The organism is Klebsiella sp. RHBSTW-00484, assembly GCF_013705725.1.
Lineage (GTDB): Bacteria > Pseudomonadota > Gammaproteobacteria > Enterobacterales > Enterobacteriaceae > Klebsiella.
This window is the reverse complement of the sequence record NZ_CP055481.1, coordinates 2,207,454-2,225,402: the sequence shown is the minus strand read 5'-3', so window position 1 is coordinate 2,225,402 and position 17,949 is coordinate 2,207,454. Positions and strand designations below refer to the sequence as shown.

Genomic DNA, 17,949 nt, shown 5'->3' with positions numbered 1-17,949 from the left:
CACAACAGCCTATTTCCAGAAACTGTGTTAAGGCTATAAATTAAATGGGATTTCTATCCCAGCACTTACACCAACATCATCACTATCGCTATTATCAGCGTCGGTATACCAGAGTGAAGTGTTCAGTCGTACCGATTTATACACATCACCACTCCAGCCCAACTGCAAACCTTTCAGGGTATCTGAGTGAGGGAACGCTTTATTTATTGACTGATTTTCAGGGTTTACCTTCGCGTATGCTAAACGAGCACTCCAGCGCTGATTATCTTCTGTCACTAGTTCGACTTTGCCTGCAAAGAGCTGGCCATCGCCTCCCATAGCATCACCGAGTGAGTAACCTTGCTGGTAGTACCCATCTTTATAGATATGATGTGTATAGCTATAGTTGGTTCGGCTCATATTCGATCGGGTATCATAGGCCTCTACATACCAGTTAACAGCATCTTTACCCCAACCGTGATGTCCTTCGACTCCGCCAAGGAACATATTCGCTGAAGGTAAAAAGCCAGATTCATCTTCACCAATCATTTGACCGTATAAACTGATCGGCAGGCCCAGTGTGGGTTCCAGTTTTAACTTAAAGTCAAAACCAGCTAGCTGGTTGCCAGGCTCATTGGGATCGTTTGCTTCGGTATTATCTTTACCCGTCAGACCATCCCAAAAATTACTGAACGATTCCGGTCTCCCCTCCCCTCCCCACTGCATAATGCGCGAAGCACCCAGCTCAAGTGACTGGAAGGGAGAAAATGTCAGACGACCACCAATGATCTTGGTATGCGGTACGGCGGTATATTGATTCATCTGGCTGGCGGAGATCTGATACTGCCACGGACCAATCCAGCGCAGCCACCAGGTTTCCGGTGCAGCCTGCTCAGCACGCTGCATTAAAACGCCGGTCATTGGGCGCGCGGCGTCACCGCGGATCAGGCTGCCTTCATACCCTGGTCCCCACCACTGCGGCATCTGCCCAAAAGAGAGCCACTGGTTCCAGAACTTAACCGCACCATAAGCGCCGTTGGCATTAAAACGCGAACCATTGCTAATGCGTTCGTCAGCTTCGACATTCCCCTGCAGGTGAACATCCCACCACTCACCGCTGTTATTAAAAGCCAATGATAAAGAGCTGTCAGCAGGCTGATTCTGACCAAATCCCTGTGGGGTGCCGGGCTTATCCGTTGAGGTATAACCGCTCACACGAAAATCAGCTTTTAAAGAATCAAGACGTTGGTTGATTCGGGCCAGAACAACCTGTTCGGAAGAGTAAGAGGGTTTTGCTTTCTTGAGCGCCCGGTTGATCTCTTCCTGGCTCAGTGGCCAGGTTGACAGGCTGAGATGAATAACACCACGATCGGAAAGCCACGCAAGGTCGTTACGCAGCTCGTTGTCATTCATTACTAACCCGGAGGCATAGGCAAGTGAGCTGGCAGAAGTAAGCAGCCCTAATGTAAGTGCGATTCGCGCAATTTTTATCATTGTACAAGATCCATTTAAACCCCGTTTCCGCATGCTGGCGCAACAAGGGGAACACTGAGAGATTCAGCGCCCTCTGACGCCAACCTTTGGTATGCTCGACCTACAGGTTTAGTTCTGTTTGCAACAAACAACGCATGTGACCTGAATCCCATGTCAAAGCTTGCTTCCAATTTACACTCTACCTGCAGTACACAATGTATGCGAAATTGTTATCGAAGGCCATTCCATAGCGCATTACACCAGTAGTTTTCTCTCTGTAACCTCATGCAGGCTACACGCTGATTGGGTGACGAACACGCTAGTATATACAGGTTGTGAAGATAATCACCTGTACTAAGGACATTTTAGGAATTTCGGTCGCATGGAATGAGATGTGATTTACAGAAAACGACAGGCAGCAAGTACGCTACCGCCCTTGGCTTAACAGCTACCAATGCACTGTACTTCTTCCATTTGTATTTTAACCGCCGGTTTCAGCGAATCGGTGATTAATCCATCAAAGCAATCAATTTCGCGGGCATAAGTTTACGAGATTATGGTCTCAATTGGGAGTCTAATCTCGAATTATTCGTTGTTCAGACTACGTCCTGCACAGACTCACCCGATAACATTATTGTTTATCGGCAAATACGTATAAGCGTGCTCCACTCATAACAGGCAAAAAACATCAACAGTATGATTTTATTGATGTTTCACCACAAAAACTATACTAAGTCACCTTCTGGATAATTATGTCCAGTCAACTACAAAATTTAATAGTAAAAAGAATTATGCCAGCATGTTGTTATCATTAATAAATTCAATATTTAGCCAAAAAAATTATTTAGGAAACATCCTGGCAGATTATCATTTTGTCAAATATTGCGCAGATTGCACTATCACAAATTTATTTCATGAATGTGAATTCACCTTTATCTGCACACCTGCCAGAGCCTGCCTCTTACAGACGCTAATAGACAGGATATATCTCCAGTCTCAGGTAACACCGTTCTACTACTACAGTCTCAATAAAATCGCTTATGAAGGTCGGCTCGGGTAAAAGGTTTTTCCAGTGATCCAAGCTTCACCGCAATCTCACCCAATAAAGACTGAGTGGGTGCCCTGGCCCCGGTATTCAGCAACAGTGCCGGGATGATAACCACGCTTGCTAACCCTCCCCAGGACAACTGGGCCGTATGAGTACCACTTGTGCGCAACTGTATAAGCAGGAACAATGCGCTTCCCGCAGCCCCCAGCATAAAACCTGCGATAACCTCTGAGGTTGAATGGGCATGAATCATCAATCGTGAATAGCCCACAAATCCGGCTAATGCATAACCCAGAACGACCGAAGAAAAACGAAACGCTGGTGTAGCACGCACGCACAACAGCCATAAGAAGATTGGCCAGAAGGCGGTAGATAATGCGGTGTGCCCGCTAAAACCGGTAAAGTCCAGCTCGCGAATGCCGATACCCCAACCCATAAATGCCAGTTTTGATGCGCAAACAATCGCGCCGGTGATACCAAACAGCAGCGCCCAGTGCCAGGCCACCTGCTTTGAATCTTTTCGCAGAAAAAGAACGATAAACAACACGGCCGCACTGGGTAACAGCACGGTACTATCGCCAAAAAAAGTGACTACCTGCCAGTTCATTTACCTTTCATCCTTTGACGATCTCTCCAGTCCGTAACGTCTTTTCCGCGACATCTATGTGGGCATACACATCCAGCAACTTCACATTTTTATGCATGCAGTACCGTTGTTTAATGCGCAAACATGATCTCAGTCAAGTTTTATTTTTGTATCGTAACCTGCTCAGTGCTTATTTACTTAAGAAAATTCCTGGTAAGTAATTATTAGCAAAGCTGAAATTTAGCTACTCCGACCATCTCATCATGATGGGTCTTTTCTGACTACCAGAAGTCTCTGAACGTTGATGGCAGTTTTAATCGATACAATATAACAAAACAGGCATCAATCCTTTGAATTTAAATAAAAAATCATTAAAAACGAGTCTCGTCGTTCGGTCAGGTGAACAGGTACGGCTGCATCTTGCTTACCAATACCTTGCCGCAACCGTTCACTTTTTCATATGCCCGTAAAATCCAGCACAATAATTACGCTAACAGTTTTTTAATACTCTCGCGGAATTTCGTCCCTTCTTTATGGTTACGCAGCCCGTAGTTTACAAAGGCCTGCATATAACCCATTTTTTTACCGCAGTCATAGCTTTCGCCAGTCATTAACATGGCATCAACCGACTGTTTTTTCGCCAGCTCTGCGATAGCATCGGTTAATTGGATACGGCCCCACGCGCCTGGCTCGGTATGTTCCAGCTCAGACCATACATCCGCAGAAAGCACATAGCGACCAACCGCCATCAGATCGGAATCCAGCGTCTGAGGTTCATCAGGTTTTTCGATGAACTCAACGATACGCGCAACCTGACCGGCAGATTCCAGCGCATCTTTGGTCTGGATCACGGAGTATTCAGAGAGGTCACCTTCCATGCGTTTGGCCAGGACCTGGCTACGACCAGTTTCGTTGAAGCGCGCCACCATCGCCGCAAGGTTGTAGCGCAGCGGGTCAGCGCTGGCGTCATCGAGGATGATATCCGGCAGCACAACCACAAACGGATTGTCGCCAATGACCGGACGTGCACAAAGAATTGAGTGGCCTAATCCAAGCTGTTGGCCCTGACGCACGTTCATAATGGTTACGCCTGGAGGGCAGATAGCCTGAACCTCCGCCAGCAGCTGGCGTTTTACGCGCTGCTCAAGCAAAGCTTCAAGCTCATATGAGGTGTCAAAATGGTTTTCCACGGCGTTCTTCGAGGAGTGGGTGACCAGTACAATCTCCTTGATACCAGCAGCTACGATTTCATCAACAATATACTGCACCATTGGCTTATCGACGATCGGCAGCATCTCTTTTGGGATGGCCTTGGTCGCAGGTAACATATGCATCCCTAGTCCTGCTACCGGTATCACTGCTTTCAAACTCACCATTCTCTGTCCACCTGTATGGTTATAAATCTCTCGATTCCTGTCAGATTGTATGTATCACTGGCATTTATCCATGATGATACACGTTTGCCGTCTACCCTACTGTCCGTCAAATTCTGAAATTACACGTTTAATTTAAGAATACACGTAAAGCATGCGGACCCATAGACGAACTTAAGAAAATTCTTATTCACTATCACCAAACAAAAATCACCAATATTTACAATAAGTTATCATATCCATTTATCTATTCTAATTCATAAGAGATAGCAATGATACTCACAGCCACTGCATCATTCCCCTTTTGATACGCTGTTATCTTTCAACATAAGTTGACACAGAACAAGTGACCACAAAAAAATAGAAAACCAGCCAAAATATTCGTCTATATTCGTTATAAAATTATAACGCACATAAAAATGGTTAAATATCAGTCATATTAGCACTATCAATCTTTCTTAACTGTGCTCATGTGAACTCATCTGGCAATATCTCCATCGCCTCCGCAGACTGACATTTCTAATTTTCTCTTATTTTCTACTACATAAAGCTGACATCATCGTCGCGTAAAAACAGATATACGACAACCCACGACATTAAGTAGTGTAAAAATCTGGAGTCTGGCAAAACCATATTGCATACATCAAATCTATTGATTAATTTCCAGCCCTGCTTCATCAACCACCTGATCTTGACCCGCCATCTCCGAACAGCTTTTGTATCTTAAGTTAACGATGTCCGCTGCCGCCGGTATTCCCTCGGGGAGTGATATCCCAGCGCGCTGTGCGGGTGGTTTTCATTGTAATGCGTGAACGCTGCTGCAAGGTTTTGCAGTGCTGTTCTCACATCCGGTTTTGGCATAAACGCGATATAGTCTTCTTTCATCGTTTTCACGAACCGTTCGGCCATGCCATTACTCTGCGGGCTGCTCACCGCTGTTGTGCAGGGCTCCAGATTCAGCTCTCTCGCGAACCTCCGCGTTTCATACGCGGTATACGCTGAACCGTTGTCCGTCAGCCACTGCACCGCTGTGTCGGGCAACCTGTCGTCGAAGCGCTTTTCCACAGACCTCAGCATCACATCCTGCACGGTCGAACTGTCATAGCCTCCCGTGCTTGCTGCCCAGTCTATGGCCTCACGGTCGCAGCAGTCCAGCGCGAACGTTACCCGCAGTTTTTCGCCGTTGTCGCAGCCGAACTCGAAGCCATCTGAACACCAGCGCATATCGCTTTCTGCCACCGCTATCTTGCCCTTATGTTCACGCTTCGGTCGCTCTGGTTTGTCATGCAACAACAACAGGTTATGCTCGCTCATTATCCTGTAAAGCCGTTTGGCGTTCACAGGTGGCTGTCCCTCTGTGCGACGTTGCTTGCGCAGGATGCCCCACACGCGTCGATAACCATAACTCGGCATATCGCTGATGATGTCGAGGATAGCCGACAGTATTTCTTCGTCTGCTTCGTCATTACGCCGGTTACAGCGCCTGTCCTGCCAGTCGGCAGAACGGTTAATCCGCAGTGACAGCTGCGCACGCGACACGCCCATGGTGCGGCTGACCAGGGCTATTCCCCGTCCTTTGGCAACAAGGGCGCGTGCGCTATCCATTTTCGCGACTGGCCGTACTCCACGGCTTCTTTCAGGATCTCAACTTCCATCGTCTTCTTGCCCAGAAGGCGCTGAAGTTCCCGGACCTGCTTCAGAGCAGCAGTAAGCTCAGAAGCAGGAACGACTTCCTCTCCGGCCGCAACGGCGGTGAGGCTGCCTTCCTGATATTGCTTCTTCCACTTAAACAGCAGGCTGGGCTGGATACCATGCAGGCGGGCAACATGGGAGACATTCATGCCCGGCTCCATCGTCTGCTGGATAATGGCGATCTTCTCCTGAGGAGTTTTACGTTTACGGGCTTCTTGCCCTAACAGGATCCCGGTCATCTCAAAATTGGCGTTAGTGTTAGACATATATTCAAGCCTATCTCTTATCTGGAGATACAGCTACTGTCCGGTGTTTCAGGGGGCTACATCAGCTTCATCAACCACCCGTATCTGGAAACCAATCCCCATTGCGCGATTTATTACTCATCTTGTGTATGTGGTTATAAATAAAACGAACCTATTTCAGAAAATTCTTATGCACTGATAAATACGTCAATTCGCATACGGTAATCCCTGAATGTTGAGCGGTTACCCTATCGCTTGCAACAGAGAATACTTTGCTTGTTGGTGTGACAGAGCCTGACGCCACCTCCAGCGAAGCTGATACAGAAAATATTGCAATTTATCTATGGGTTATCCATGATCGATACATGGCACTCTTAGGTTGTAAAGGTTTTAGCTAAATATGGAATGGATTGCCGACCCCTCTATCTGGGCCGGTCTCATAACTCTTGTCGTTATTGAGCTGGTACTCGGTATTGATAATCTGGTCTTTATCGCAATTCTTGCGGAAAAACTCCCTCCTGCGCAGCGAGATCGCGCGCGGGTAACCGGTTTGCTGCTGGCGATGGTGATGCGCCTGCTGCTGCTGGCCTCTATCTCCTGGCTGGTCACCCTCACTAAGCCCCTGATTATCTGGCACGATTTGAGCTTTAGCGCTCGCGATTTGATCATGCTGTTTGGCGGACTTTTCCTGCTTTTCAAAGCGACAGTTGAGCTAAACGAACGACTGGAAGGAAAGGATAGCGATAACCCTACCCAGCGCAAAGGGGCAAAATTCTGGGGCGTTGTGGCGCAAATCGTCGTTCTTGATGCCATTTTCTCCCTCGACTCGGTAATTACCGCCGTCGGGATGGTTGACCATCTGGCGGTAATGATGGCGGCGGTGATCATCGCTATTAGCCTGATGCTGATGGCCAGTAAAGCCCTGACCCGCTTTGTTAACAGCCATCCGACGATAGTTATCCTTTGCTTAAGCTTCCTGCTGATGATCGGCTTTAGCCTGATAGCCGAAGGCTTTGGCTTCCCGATTCCTAAGGGTTATCTGTATGCGGCTATCGGCTTCTCAGTAATGATTGAATCATTTAATCAGCTGGCAATTTTTAACCGCCGTCGCTTTCTCTCTGCCAACCTGACGCTGCGCCAGAGAACCACTGAGGCGGTAATGAGCCTGTTGAGTGGTCGCAAAAACAATGGCGAGTTAGATAGCGATACCGCCGCACTGGTTGCCGATCGAGAGGAGAACCCGCTATTTAACCCTCAGGAACGGCGGATGATTGAACGGGTGCTGAATCTCAATCAGCGCACCGTCAGTAGCATAATGACCTCACGTCATGATATTGAACATATTGACCTCAGCGCCCCGGAAGAAGAGATCCGCGCTTTACTCGATAAAAATCAGCATACCCGCCTAGTGGTCACCGGCGACGATGACGATGAAGATATGCTTGGCGTTGTGCATGTTATTGATCTTCTGCAACAATCGTTGCACAACGAACCGCTCAATCTGCAGGCCCTGATTCGCCAGCCGCTGGTATTCCCGGAAACGCTGCCGCTGCTCCCCGCACTGGAGCAGTTCCGTAACGCCAGAACCCACTTTGCGTTCGTCGTTGATGAATTTGGTTCCGTTGAAGGCATTGTGACCCTTAGCGATGTGATGGAAACCATTGCCGGTAACCTGCCGAATGAGGTGGAGGAGATCGATGCCCGTCACGATATTCATAAAAACGGCGATGATAGCTGGACGGTCAACGGCCATATGCCGCTGGAAGATTTAGTTCAGTACGTCCCTCTTCCACTGGATGAGAAACGTGAATACCACACGGTTGCCGGTCTGCTGATGGAGTATCTGCAGCATATTCCGCAGGAAGGTGAAGAAGTAGAAATCGGCGGGTATGTTCTGCGCACGTTGCAGGTTGAAAGTCATCGGGTGCAAAAAGTACAGATAGTGCCGCCAGCGCCGGAAGAAAATGAACTGGATTATGAAGTGTAATGCCTTCATATGTGAACAGGCTAAAGGGTAGTAAATCAGTTGTAGAAAGTGCGCTAATGTTTATGTCGGGTGGCGGCTATCGCCTGACCCGACCTTGTATCTTGAACGTCAAGCGGTAGCTACAAAAAAACGATCGATAGCCCGGTATCAGCCAGCAGCACTTTCCCGGAGGCGATGCTACGCATCTGTCCGGGCTACAGGTTTCTTGCTGACCGGACTCACAGCTTATCAAGCAGCTTCTTCACGTCCTTCCCGTCCTGGGTATTTTTATTGCGCTCAGCCCATTCGTTAAGCCGTTTTTTCGCTTCGTCCTGCAGCTGTTTACGCAATATCTGGTCAACCTGCAGGCTGTAGCTCAGCGTCTGCCAGTTACCATAAATACGTAATGGAATCGCCGTCTGCTTGAGCCTGTCGATAAGCTTACTCTCGCCCTTCCAGCCGCCTAAAACCCGAACGTTGAAGCGCATATCGCAGTCTTCTTTCAGCAGGTTGAGCTCGCCCTGCCCGGTTAACGCCATTAGCTCAGATTGCCCCTGCATGCGACTTAAGGTCACCAGGCCATTATCCAGCGCCAGCGCGGTGCTCACCGAATCCAGCCGGGTGGCATTATCGTAGTTTTCCTGTGCCTGAACGTTAGTGCTACGCTCAACGGCCTGCTGGACCAGTTGCTGGAAGTTCAGCCCCTCAGTGCGCGTATCCGTCATCTGAATTTGCGCCTGCCCCTGCCAGCTACGGCGGAAATCGTCGGCATCAATCTTTTCACCCGAGAAATCGCCGTTCAGCGACAGTTTACTGGTAAGGTTTAACGAGTAGTTGAAGGCTTTCAGAATCGAGCTTATCTCAACGTTTTCCAGTTTCGGCTGGAACGAGGCTTGTGGCGTGTCGCCGCGAGCGTCCAGTGAACCCGGTAACGACAGTCGCCCGCCATCCAGACTCCCCTGCATCTGATTGATGGTCAGCAGCCCCTGCTGGTTGCTGATATCGCTTTTAACCTGAGTAAAATGCATCCCCCGCCACTGTAGCTGGTCAGCCGTCAGGGTCATTCGGGCATTAAAGCCGCGCAGAGCGTTGTAGTCCTGCTGAATATCATTATCCGCAATAACCGGGCGTAGCTGTCTGGTCTGGCTCTGACCTTGCTGGTTGATGCCATTTTCAGTAGACGGCGAGGCATGGGAAAGCAGGCTGTCAAGGTTCAACGTACTTGCCTGAAGATTCAGTTCCCAATCCGGCTGCTCGCCCAGCACCACGCTGGCGTTCCCGGCAATGTTGCTACCGTTAGCGGTTAAATTCAGATTATTGAAACTGAGCTTTTTGGCATCTTCAAGCCAGCTAGCCTGCATGCTGCCCTGCCCGCTAATCCCTTCCGCAGGGAGTTCCGCCCCGCGAAGCTGCCAGCTTAACTGCGAAATATCCGCCTTCAGGGAGTGTGGGTAATCGCCGCCTTGCACCTGCGCAGATAAAGAGAGCGCCAGATCCCGCTGATCGCGGTTTACCCGGCCTGAAAAATCAAGCGTGGCGTGATGATTTTCATCCTGTTCCATCTGCAGACGAATATCGCGTACCGTAACCTGTTCGCCATCTTCATGCTGGAAGAAGAGTACGCTATCAACAACCTGAAGCTGCCGAACGTCATATGACCAGCCGCGGTCCTCAGGCACCTGAGGCAGCGTGTTGTCGTGCGGAACCACCGGCGCATTCTGGCTACGCACGGCTTCAGTTTTAGAGGTTAGCTGGATAACCGCACCTTTTAGCATCACCTGCTTGACCTGCAACTGATGGGAAATCAGCGGCATCAGCGCGACGTCAAGGCGCATATTATCAGCGCGAATGACCGGTTCATCTGCGCCAGGCGCGGTCAAAGTCATACGGCCTGAGAGAATACTGAGCTGCGGCCAAACGTGCCAGCGCAGCGGGCCATCGAGTTCAAGCTGATAGCCGCTGCGCTCCGCCACCTCTTTGACCATATAGGCGCGAAAGTCGTTGGGATTGACCAGCAATACCAGCGCGGTAAGACCGGCGACAACTACCGCCAGTAAGATCATCAGCGTGGTCAGAATTCGTCTCATGGCATCCTCAGCAAACCGCTAAAATTATCAGTCCTTGTCGATTCGACTCGCTACCGCGCCCTGCTGGTCGCGATATTTTGCATCTTCGCGACGGTTATAAGGCCGCACCGCCGGGCCGGATAAGGGTTCAAAACTTAACGCGCCGATAAGCATCCCCGGACGCAGCGCCAGCGGCAGCTTACCTGAATTATAGAACTCCAACACGATACAGCCGGACCAGCCTGGATCGATGCGGTGCGCGGTAACGTGCACCATCAAACCCAGACGCGCCAGCGAAGAACGCCCGTCAAGCCAGCCGACCAGATCCGGCGGCAGGGTGACGGATTCAAACGTCACCGCCAGCGCCAGCTCACCCGGATGCAGGAAAAACGCCTCGCCATCCGGCAGAACAATCTCTTCGCTCATCACGCGATCCAGCGCCGCGCTCACTTCCGCTTTAGGCCCGCTCAGGTCAATAAAGCCCGCAGTATGCCCGCGAAAAGTACGGAATTTATTCCCCAGACGTACATCGACCGTCGCGCCATTAATGCGCTCAATGGGCGGGCGCGGGTTAATGCCCAGCCGTCCCTCATCCAACCAGGCTTCTATATCTCGGTCGCACAAACGCATCAACGTTCTCCTTTAAGGCATTGCGCCCTTACGCCTTCCGGGGATAAGGGCAAATTGGCTTCTTCTTTGCACGTTACACAATTCGTTCGTGTTATTCAAAGAACTGACTGATTTTGGCCTTCAGAATATCGATGGCGATACGGTTCTTACCGCCGCGAGGCACAATAATATCGGCATACTGTTTGGAAGGGTCGATAAACTGCAGGAACATCGGACGCACCGTTTTCTGGTACTGCGCCATCACCGAGTCCATTGAACGCCCGCGCTCGTTGACATCGCGCTTAATGCGGCGCATCAGGCAGATATCCAGCGGGGTATCGACGAAAATAGAGAAGCTGAGCTCGTTACGCAGGCGGGCGTCGGTCAGCAGCAGGATCCCTTCAAGGATGATGACTTTCTTCGGTTCAATATGAATGGTTTCCGGCATACGAGTATGTTCAACGTAGCTGTACACCGGTAGCTCAATCGGCTGGCCGCTTCTCAGCATCTGTAAATGCTGAAACAACAGGCTATGATCCATGGAACTCGGATGGTCGTAGTTGGTTTTTACACGCTCTTCCATCGACAGATGACTTTGATCCTTGTAATAGCTGTCTTCCGGAATAACGCCGATATGTTCATCGCCGACCTGTTCACGTAATTCACGATAAAGCGTACTGGCGATAAGGCTTTTGCCCGAAGCCGATGCGCCGGCGATGCCTATAATGACGCACTGATGAGACGTATCAGTCATAAATTTTTGCGACCTGATTAACCTGGGAATGTAGGAAGGGTGGCGGTTGACCGCCAAACGCCGCAATTATAGGGATTTCAGCGCGTCGATACTAGTGCTAAGCGCCCTGCGCGTCTATTCCTCATCCGGCGACCAGCCTTCCGTGTACCATATATGTAGTAACGCGTACGATCGCCACGGCTGCCAGCGGCTGGCATAGCGCGCAATACGAGCAGGTGTCATTTCGGGAAAGCGCTGTTTAATCAGGTAGTCATCCGGCAGGAAGATGTCCTGTGCCTGCCAGCCGCGCAGCGCGAAATAGCTCGCCGTCCAGCGGCCAATGCCCGGCAGGGTCTGCAACTGCTTCATACCCGCTTCTATATTATCCGGCGCAACGAGGGGGAGCTCGCCGCTGATGGCCGCTTGCGCCAGATGAACCAGCGCCTGGGCGCGCCGCAGCGGCATGCCCAAAGCCTTAATCGCCAGCGGATCGGCCTGCGCCAGCCGTTGCGCACCAGGAAACAGGTAAAAACCCGGGGCGTCGATCAGCGGCTCTCCGAAGGCCGCCACCACTTTCCCGGTCAACTTTGCCGCCATCGCTACGCTGACCAACTGCCCCAGCACCGCGCGCACCGCCTGCTCAAACGCGTCGAGGGAGCCCGGCAGCCGAAGCCCCGGCCTCGGCTGAGCGAGGTTTCCCAAGGTCAGGGCGACCTGCTGCGGGTCGCAGGATAAATCAAACAAGCGCGCAATTCTCACCAGGCACTCGTCCGCAACCGGCTGCAGCCCGGCGGAAAGCGTCACCCGCATGCCCTGCGCGGCATCGTCCGGCGTCACCGTGATCAGCCCTGAGTGGCCCTTTAGCGCAAAGCTGCGGCTATAGCTCCCGTCGGCAAAGGTCTCAATCCCCTGCACCGCACGCGCACCAAGAAAACTAAACATCCATTGCCAGTCGTAGGGGGGATGCCAGGGTAACAACGTCATCATTTCTCCTTTTTCAGCGCTTCAATCATAGCGGCTCTGCGCCGGACGTGCCTTGCTTTTAAATTCCAGTTGTCGCAGTGCCGTCAATCCGCTAAAGTCGCCCCCCTTCTTCACCGGCATGGGGATTTTGCAGGCTATGTTTATTGGTTTTGACTACGGTACCGCTAACTGTTCGGTAGCGGTCATGCGTGAGAATACTCCGCAGTTGCTGACGCTGGAAAACGGCAGTTCGCTGCTGCCTTCAATGCTTTGCGCACCTACCCGCGAGGCGGTCAGCGAGTGGCTCTACCGCCATCATGATGTTCCTACCAACGGTGATGAAAACCAGGCGCTGCTGCGTCGCGCCATTAGCTTCAACCGCGAGGAAGATATCGACGTACTCAGCAACAGCGTGCAGTTTGGTCTTGCCTCGCTGCATCAGTACGTCGAAGATCCGGAAGAAGTGTACTTTGTGAAGTCGCCGAAATCGTTCCTCGGCGCCAGCGGGCTCAAGCCGCAGCAGGTTGCGCTGTTTGAAGATTTAGTTTGCGCCATGATGCTGCATATCAAATTACAGGCGCAAACGCAGCTGCCGGAAACTATCGACCAGGCGGTTATCGGGCGGCCAATTAACTTTCAGGGCCTCGGCGGCGATGAAGCCAACGCCCAGGCGCAGGGTATTCTGGAGCGAGCGGCAAAGCGCGCGGGCTTCCGTGACGTGGTATTTCAGTTTGAACCGGTCGCCGCCGGTCTGGATTTCGAAGCAACCCTGACTGAAGAAAAACGCGTTCTGGTCGTCGATATCGGCGGCGGTACTACCGACTGTTCGCTGCTGCTAATGGGCCCGCAGTGGCGAGAAAAAGCCGATCGCCAGCAGAGCCTGCTTGGCCATAGCGGCTGTCGCGTTGGTGGTAACGACCTGGATATCGCCCTGGCCTTTAAGTGCCTGATGCCGCTGCTGGGCATGGGCGGCGACACCGAGAAAGGTATCGCGCTGCCGATTCTACCGTGGTGGAATGCGGTAGCGATTAACGACGTTCCAGCGCAGACCGATTTTTACAGCACCGCCAACGGCCGCCTGCTGAACGATTTACTGCGCAGCGCTCGCGACAGCGAGAAAGTCGCCCTATTACTGAAGGTCTGGCGTCAGCGTCTGAGCTACCGCCTGGTGCGTAGTGCGGAGGAGAGCAAAATCGCCCTTTCCGCACAGCCGAGCGTGATGACCGGACTGCCGTTTATCAGCGACGAACTGGCAACAGCTATCAGCCAGCAGGGACTCGAAGCCGCGCTGGATCAGCCGTTGGCCCGCATTATGGAGCAGGTGCAGTTGGCGCTGGATAACAGCAATGACAAACCTGATGTGATTTACCTGACCGGCGGTAGCGCTCGCTCTCCGCTGATAAAAAAAGCGCTGGCGGCTCACCTGCCGGGTATTCCCGTTGCTGGTGGCGATGATTTTGGCTCGGTAACGGCCGGATTAGCCCGCTGGGCGCAGGTGGTATTTCGCTAGCGATCCTTTGCGATCCCGGATTGCGGCGCACGCGCCTTATCCGGGCTACCGACCTGGGTTTCGTAGGCCGGGCAAGGCGTCATCAGCCACCCGGCAACAATACGAGCACTCTCTCAAAATTGCGCGCTGTTAATTCCCTTCACGGCGCGAAACGTAATCTCGCATCCCTTCCCCGGTATAAATCTGCCGCGGGCGATAAATATTCAGCGGCGCTTCGTGCATTTCATTCCAGTGCGCCACCCAGCCGAGCGTTCTGCCTACAGCGGTAATCACCACAAACATCGACGCAGGTAGCCCCATCGCTTTGAGGATCACCGCAGTATAGAAATCCACGCTTGGCGACAGACCATTTTCGATAAAGTACGGGTCGGTCAGCGCCACCTCTTCAAGCGCCATCGCCACCTGCAGCGGCATATCAGACATCCCCAATTCCTTCAGTACCCGATGACAGGTCTCGCGCAAAATAGCGGCTCTTGGGTCAAGGTTACGGTAGCGGGAGTTACCGAAGCCGAGACGACGAAACGCCTGCGGATCGCGTTTCGCTTTACTCAGAAACGCAGGGATCTGATCAACAGTCTGAATCTCTTCCAGCATCCGCATACTGGCTTCGTTGGCTCCACCGTGGGTCGGCCCCCACAGAGAAGCGAGCCCAGCGGCAATACAGGCAAAAAGATTCGCGCCGGAAGAGCCCGCAGCCCGAACGGTTGTGGTCGATGCGCACTGGCCGTGATCGGCGTGCAGCACCAGGATTTGGTTCATCGCCTGCTCGATCACTGGGTTTAATTGATACTGTTCCGCCGGGATGGCAAACAGCATATGCAGGAAATTACCCGCATAAGAGAGATCGTTCCGTGGATACTGCGCCGGTTGCTCAATAGAAAACTTGTAGCTCATCGCCGCAAGCGTCGGCATTTTCGACAGCAAGCGAGTAGCGGCCAGCGCGCGGTGCTCCGGATTTTCGACGTCCAGCACATCGTGATAGAACGCCGCCAGAGTTCCTACCAGCGCGCACATTAAGGCCATCGGATGAGAGTCGCGACGAAAGCTACTGCACATACGGGCAATCTGCTCGTGCACCAGGCTGTGACGGGTAATATTGTTTTTAAAGATCTGATAGCTGGCTTCATCAGGCGCGTCACCTTGCAGCAGAATATAAGCCACTTCAAGGAAGTCACACTGGCGAGCCAGTTGATCGACCGGGTAACCGCGGTGCAGCAGAATACTTTTTTCGGTATCAATCCAGGAGATGGCCGACGTACAGCCTGCGGTATTAGTAAAACCGGGGTCAAAGCTGCATAGCCCTGCAGACGCCAGCGGACGGATATCCATGCCGACGTGGCCCAGCGTCCCCGAGACCGTACTCAAAGGAATTGACTGTTGTTCATCCAAAGCAAGCGTTAGCGATTTTGTCGTCATCCTGTAAGGTCCCCTTCCACAACGAGTGAATAATTAACCTGGTCATTTCTTCAGGCGGAATTGTCAACATAACCAGTGTGGCTCGTTGGTTCTTTGATGTGAATAGGGCTTTGTTGAATAAATAAGATTTCGTGCGAACGACCCTGTAGCTGGCTGGATTTTCAGGCAATACGCACGCTTTCTGGCATCCCAGCCTTTGTCATCCTGTTCAACGCACGCACCATGGCCATAGCTTCCGCTACCTGACCATCGTAGTCACGCAGCGTCAGTGAATCTCCCAACAACTGCTTCATTCTGTACATTGCCGTTTCCGCTATCGAGCGACGGTTATATTCCGTTGTCCATTTCCACCGTGCATTGCTTCCGCTCAGCCGCTGATTAGCAACGGCACGGTTGCGGTCTGCGTACTCACCGGGCCAGTAACCTGCTCCTTTTCGGGGAGGAATAAGCGCGCTGATTTTTTTGCGGCGCAGTTCATCGTGACAGAGCCGGGTATCGTAAGCCCCGTCTGCCGCGGCTGCCCTGATTTTTCTGTGAGTCTGCCGGATAAGGCCCGGGAAGGCTTCTGAGTCCGTGACGTTATTCAGCGACAGGTCTGCACAGACAACTTCATGTGTGTTGCTGTCAACAGCAAGATGCAACTTTCGCCAGATACGACGGCGCTCTTTGCCGTGCTTTCTGACTTTCCATTCGCCTTCACCAAAGACCTTCAGCCCGGTGGAATCAATCACCAGGTGTGCGATTTCACCCCGGGTAGACGTTTTGAAACTGACATTAACCGACTTTGCCCGCTTACTGACACTGGTGTAATCCGGGCAGCGCAACGGAACGTTCATCAGGGCAAAAATGGAATCAATAAAACCCTGCGCAGCCCGCAGGGTCAGCCGGAATACGCGTTTAATCACCAGAACGGTGGTGATGGCGAGATCAGAATAGCGCTGGGGCCTTCCTCGTGATGAAGGCGTTGCCGACTCATACCAGGCCTGAATCGCCTCATCATCCAGCCAGAAAGTGAGGGAGCCACGGTTGATGAGAGCTTTGTTGTAGGTGGACCAGTTGGTGATTCTGAACTTTTGCTTTGCCACGGAATGGTCTGTGTTGTCGGGAGGATGCGTGATCTGATCCTTCAACTCAGCAAAAGTTCGATTTATTCAACAAAGCCGTGTTGAAGCGCACTGGCCCCAGCCCCACTAAACTCAGAAGTAGATTGACCAGCATCTCGCCGCCGAAGAACAGCAGCAGCATAATGACCAGTTCCGGAATACCGCGCACCAGCGTGGTGTAACCGGTGGAAAACAGGCGCAGCCACGGCGGGCCAAAGAGTTTCACCAGCGAGTTAATCAGCCCCAGCAGCAGAGCCACCAGTAATGAAGAGAGCATCACGCACAGCGAAAGCGCCGCGCCGCGTAACAACAGGGGTAAATAGTCTGCGACCATATTCAGCCTTCCGCGGATGTCGTAAAGCGGCGCAAGCCATTGCCTGCGCCCTCGCCTTCACGACTTATTTGCCATAAATATCAAAGCTAAAGTACTTTTTCTGGATAGCATCGTAGGTACCATCAGCGCGGATGACCTTGATAGCGCCGTTTAGCGCGTCACGCAGCGCCGGATTATCTTTATTCACTGCAATCCCAACATCGGAAGAGATGCCGCCGTCCTGAATAACCGGGCCGGCAAAAGCAAATTTTTGCCCGCGCGGGGTATCAATAAAGCCGGTCGCCGCCTGGATATTGTCCTGCAAAGCGGCGTCGATACGCCCGGAAAGCAGGTCGAGATAGACGTTATCCTGGTTTGCATAACCAACGATTTTCACACCATGATTGGCCCAGTTGGCCTTAGCAAAAGCTTCATGAGTGGAGCCTGTCTGTACGCCGACGGTCTTGCCTTTCAGGCTGGCAACTTCCGGCAGCAGCGGGCTACCTTTACGCGCAACCAGCTGCGCCGCGCTGCGATAGTAGCGATCGGTGAAATCCACTTCCTTTTTGCGCTCATCGGTAATATTGAGCGAGGCGATAATGGCATCGAATTTATGCGCATTCAGCGCAGCGATCATGCTCTCGAACGGCTGCTTAACGAAAACGCATTTCGCTTTTAGCTGCGTACAGAGCGCATTGGCGATATCAATATCAAAACCGGTAATTTCACCGCTGGGTGCCAAGACATCGAAAGGCGGATAGCCGCCATCGACGCCAAAACTGATGGTGTCAAACTGCTGGGCGGCCAGCGGCGCGCTGAGCGCCATACAGGCCAGTAATGCGGCGATGCGTGTTTTCATTTCGGTTTCCCCGGT

General features: G+C 52.0%; 13 protein-coding genes and 1 pseudogene. 2 read left to right on the top strand and 12 right to left on the bottom strand.

Features of this window, described 5'->3' with window-relative positions; all coding sequences use genetic code 11:
• Nucleotides 1-33 precede the first annotated feature (33 nt).
• The 4 genes from HV213_RS10545 to HV213_RS10530 form a co-directional block, all read right to left on the bottom strand.
• Entirely contained in the window at nucleotides 34-1,473 is a 1,440-nt protein-coding gene (locus HV213_RS10545) for a capsule assembly Wzi family protein (RefSeq protein ID WP_181485661.1), read from the bottom strand.
• 1,004 nt (nucleotides 1,474-2,477) lie between these two features.
• Entirely contained in the window at nucleotides 2,478-3,107 is a 630-nt protein-coding gene (locus HV213_RS10540) for a phosphatase PAP2 family protein (RefSeq protein WP_142982013.1), read from the bottom strand.
• A gap of 464 nt (nucleotides 3,108-3,571) precedes the next feature.
• Complete coding sequence (gene galF, locus HV213_RS10535) at nucleotides 3,572-4,462, bottom strand: UTP--glucose-1-phosphate uridylyltransferase GalF (RefSeq protein ID WP_065809838.1); 891 nt, start codon at nucleotides 4,460-4,462, stop codon at nucleotides 3,572-3,574.
• 720 nt (nucleotides 4,463-5,182) lie between these two features.
• Nucleotides 5,183-6,390 (bottom strand): IS3 family transposase gene (locus tag HV213_RS10530; RefSeq protein ID WP_181486381.1). Its coding sequence is split into 2 segments (ribosomal slippage): nucleotides 5,183-6,069 and nucleotides 6,069-6,390, totalling 1,209 coding nucleotides; the frame shifts between segments, so codons are not numbered across the junction.
• Between the two features lie 406 nt (nucleotides 6,391-6,796).
• On the opposite strand from HV213_RS10530, the gene HV213_RS10525 reads away from it, so the two are divergent.
• Nucleotides 6,797-8,383: a TerC family protein gene (locus HV213_RS10525; protein ID WP_181485660.1), complete on the top strand. Its 1,587-nt coding sequence runs from the start codon at nucleotides 6,797-6,799 to the stop codon at nucleotides 8,381-8,383.
• A 218-nt stretch (nucleotides 8,384-8,601) separates the two neighbouring features.
• Here the strand turns inward: HV213_RS10525 and asmA are convergent, their stop codons facing one another.
• The 4 genes from asmA to alkA all read right to left on the bottom strand — a co-directional run bounded on the left by asmA (nucleotide 8,602) and on the right by alkA (nucleotide 12,754).
• A complete protein-coding gene (gene asmA, locus HV213_RS10520) occupies nucleotides 8,602-10,449 on the bottom strand; it encodes an outer membrane assembly protein AsmA (RefSeq protein WP_181485659.1) in 1,848 nt (615 codons plus the stop codon).
• Nucleotides 10,450-10,476: 27 nt separating this feature from the next.
• Complete coding sequence (dcd, locus tag HV213_RS10515; protein ID WP_048263999.1) at nucleotides 10,477-11,058, bottom strand: dCTP deaminase; 582 nt, start codon at nucleotides 11,056-11,058, stop codon at nucleotides 10,477-10,479.
• Nucleotides 11,059-11,149: 91 nt separating this feature from the next.
• Complete coding sequence (gene udk / locus HV213_RS10510; RefSeq protein WP_048264000.1) at nucleotides 11,150-11,791, bottom strand: uridine kinase; 642 nt, start codon at nucleotides 11,789-11,791, stop codon at nucleotides 11,150-11,152.
• A 114-nt stretch (nucleotides 11,792-11,905) separates the two neighbouring features.
• Nucleotides 11,906-12,754: a DNA-3-methyladenine glycosylase 2 gene (gene alkA, locus HV213_RS10505; RefSeq protein WP_181486380.1), complete on the bottom strand. Its 849-nt coding sequence runs from the start codon at nucleotides 12,752-12,754 to the stop codon at nucleotides 11,906-11,908.
• A gap of 136 nt (nucleotides 12,755-12,890) precedes the next feature.
• Between alkA and yegD the strand changes: the two genes are divergently transcribed.
• Nucleotides 12,891-14,243 carry a molecular chaperone gene (gene yegD, locus HV213_RS10500; RefSeq protein ID WP_065809843.1) on the top strand — a complete coding sequence of 451 codons (1,353 nt, stop codon included), beginning with the start codon at nucleotides 12,891-12,893 and terminating at the stop codon, nucleotides 14,241-14,243.
• A gap of 129 nt (nucleotides 14,244-14,372) precedes the next feature.
• Here yegD and HV213_RS10495 read toward each other — a convergent pair whose 3' ends face one another.
• From HV213_RS10495 to HV213_RS10480, 4 genes and pseudogenes are all read right to left on the bottom strand, one after another.
• Nucleotides 14,373-15,659 carry a citrate synthase gene (locus HV213_RS10495; protein WP_181485658.1) on the bottom strand — a complete coding sequence of 429 codons (1,287 nt, stop codon included), beginning with the start codon at nucleotides 15,657-15,659 and terminating at the stop codon, nucleotides 14,373-14,375.
• Between the two features lie 161 nt (nucleotides 15,660-15,820).
• Nucleotides 15,821-16,789: an IS5 family transposase gene (locus HV213_RS10490; RefSeq protein WP_000654811.1), complete on the bottom strand. Its 969-nt coding sequence runs from the start codon at nucleotides 16,787-16,789 to the stop codon at nucleotides 15,821-15,823.
• A gap of 31 nt (nucleotides 16,790-16,820) precedes the next feature.
• Nucleotides 16,821-17,096 (bottom strand): annotated as a pseudogene (locus HV213_RS10485) (ABC transporter permease subunit); the annotation flags it as partial.
• Nucleotides 17,097-17,160: 64 nt separating this feature from the next.
• Nucleotides 17,161-17,934 carry an ABC transporter substrate-binding protein gene (locus tag HV213_RS10480; protein ID WP_181485657.1) on the bottom strand — a complete coding sequence of 258 codons (774 nt, stop codon included), beginning with the start codon at nucleotides 17,932-17,934 and terminating at the stop codon, nucleotides 17,161-17,163.
• Between the last annotated feature and the right edge of the window lie 15 nt (nucleotides 17,935-17,949).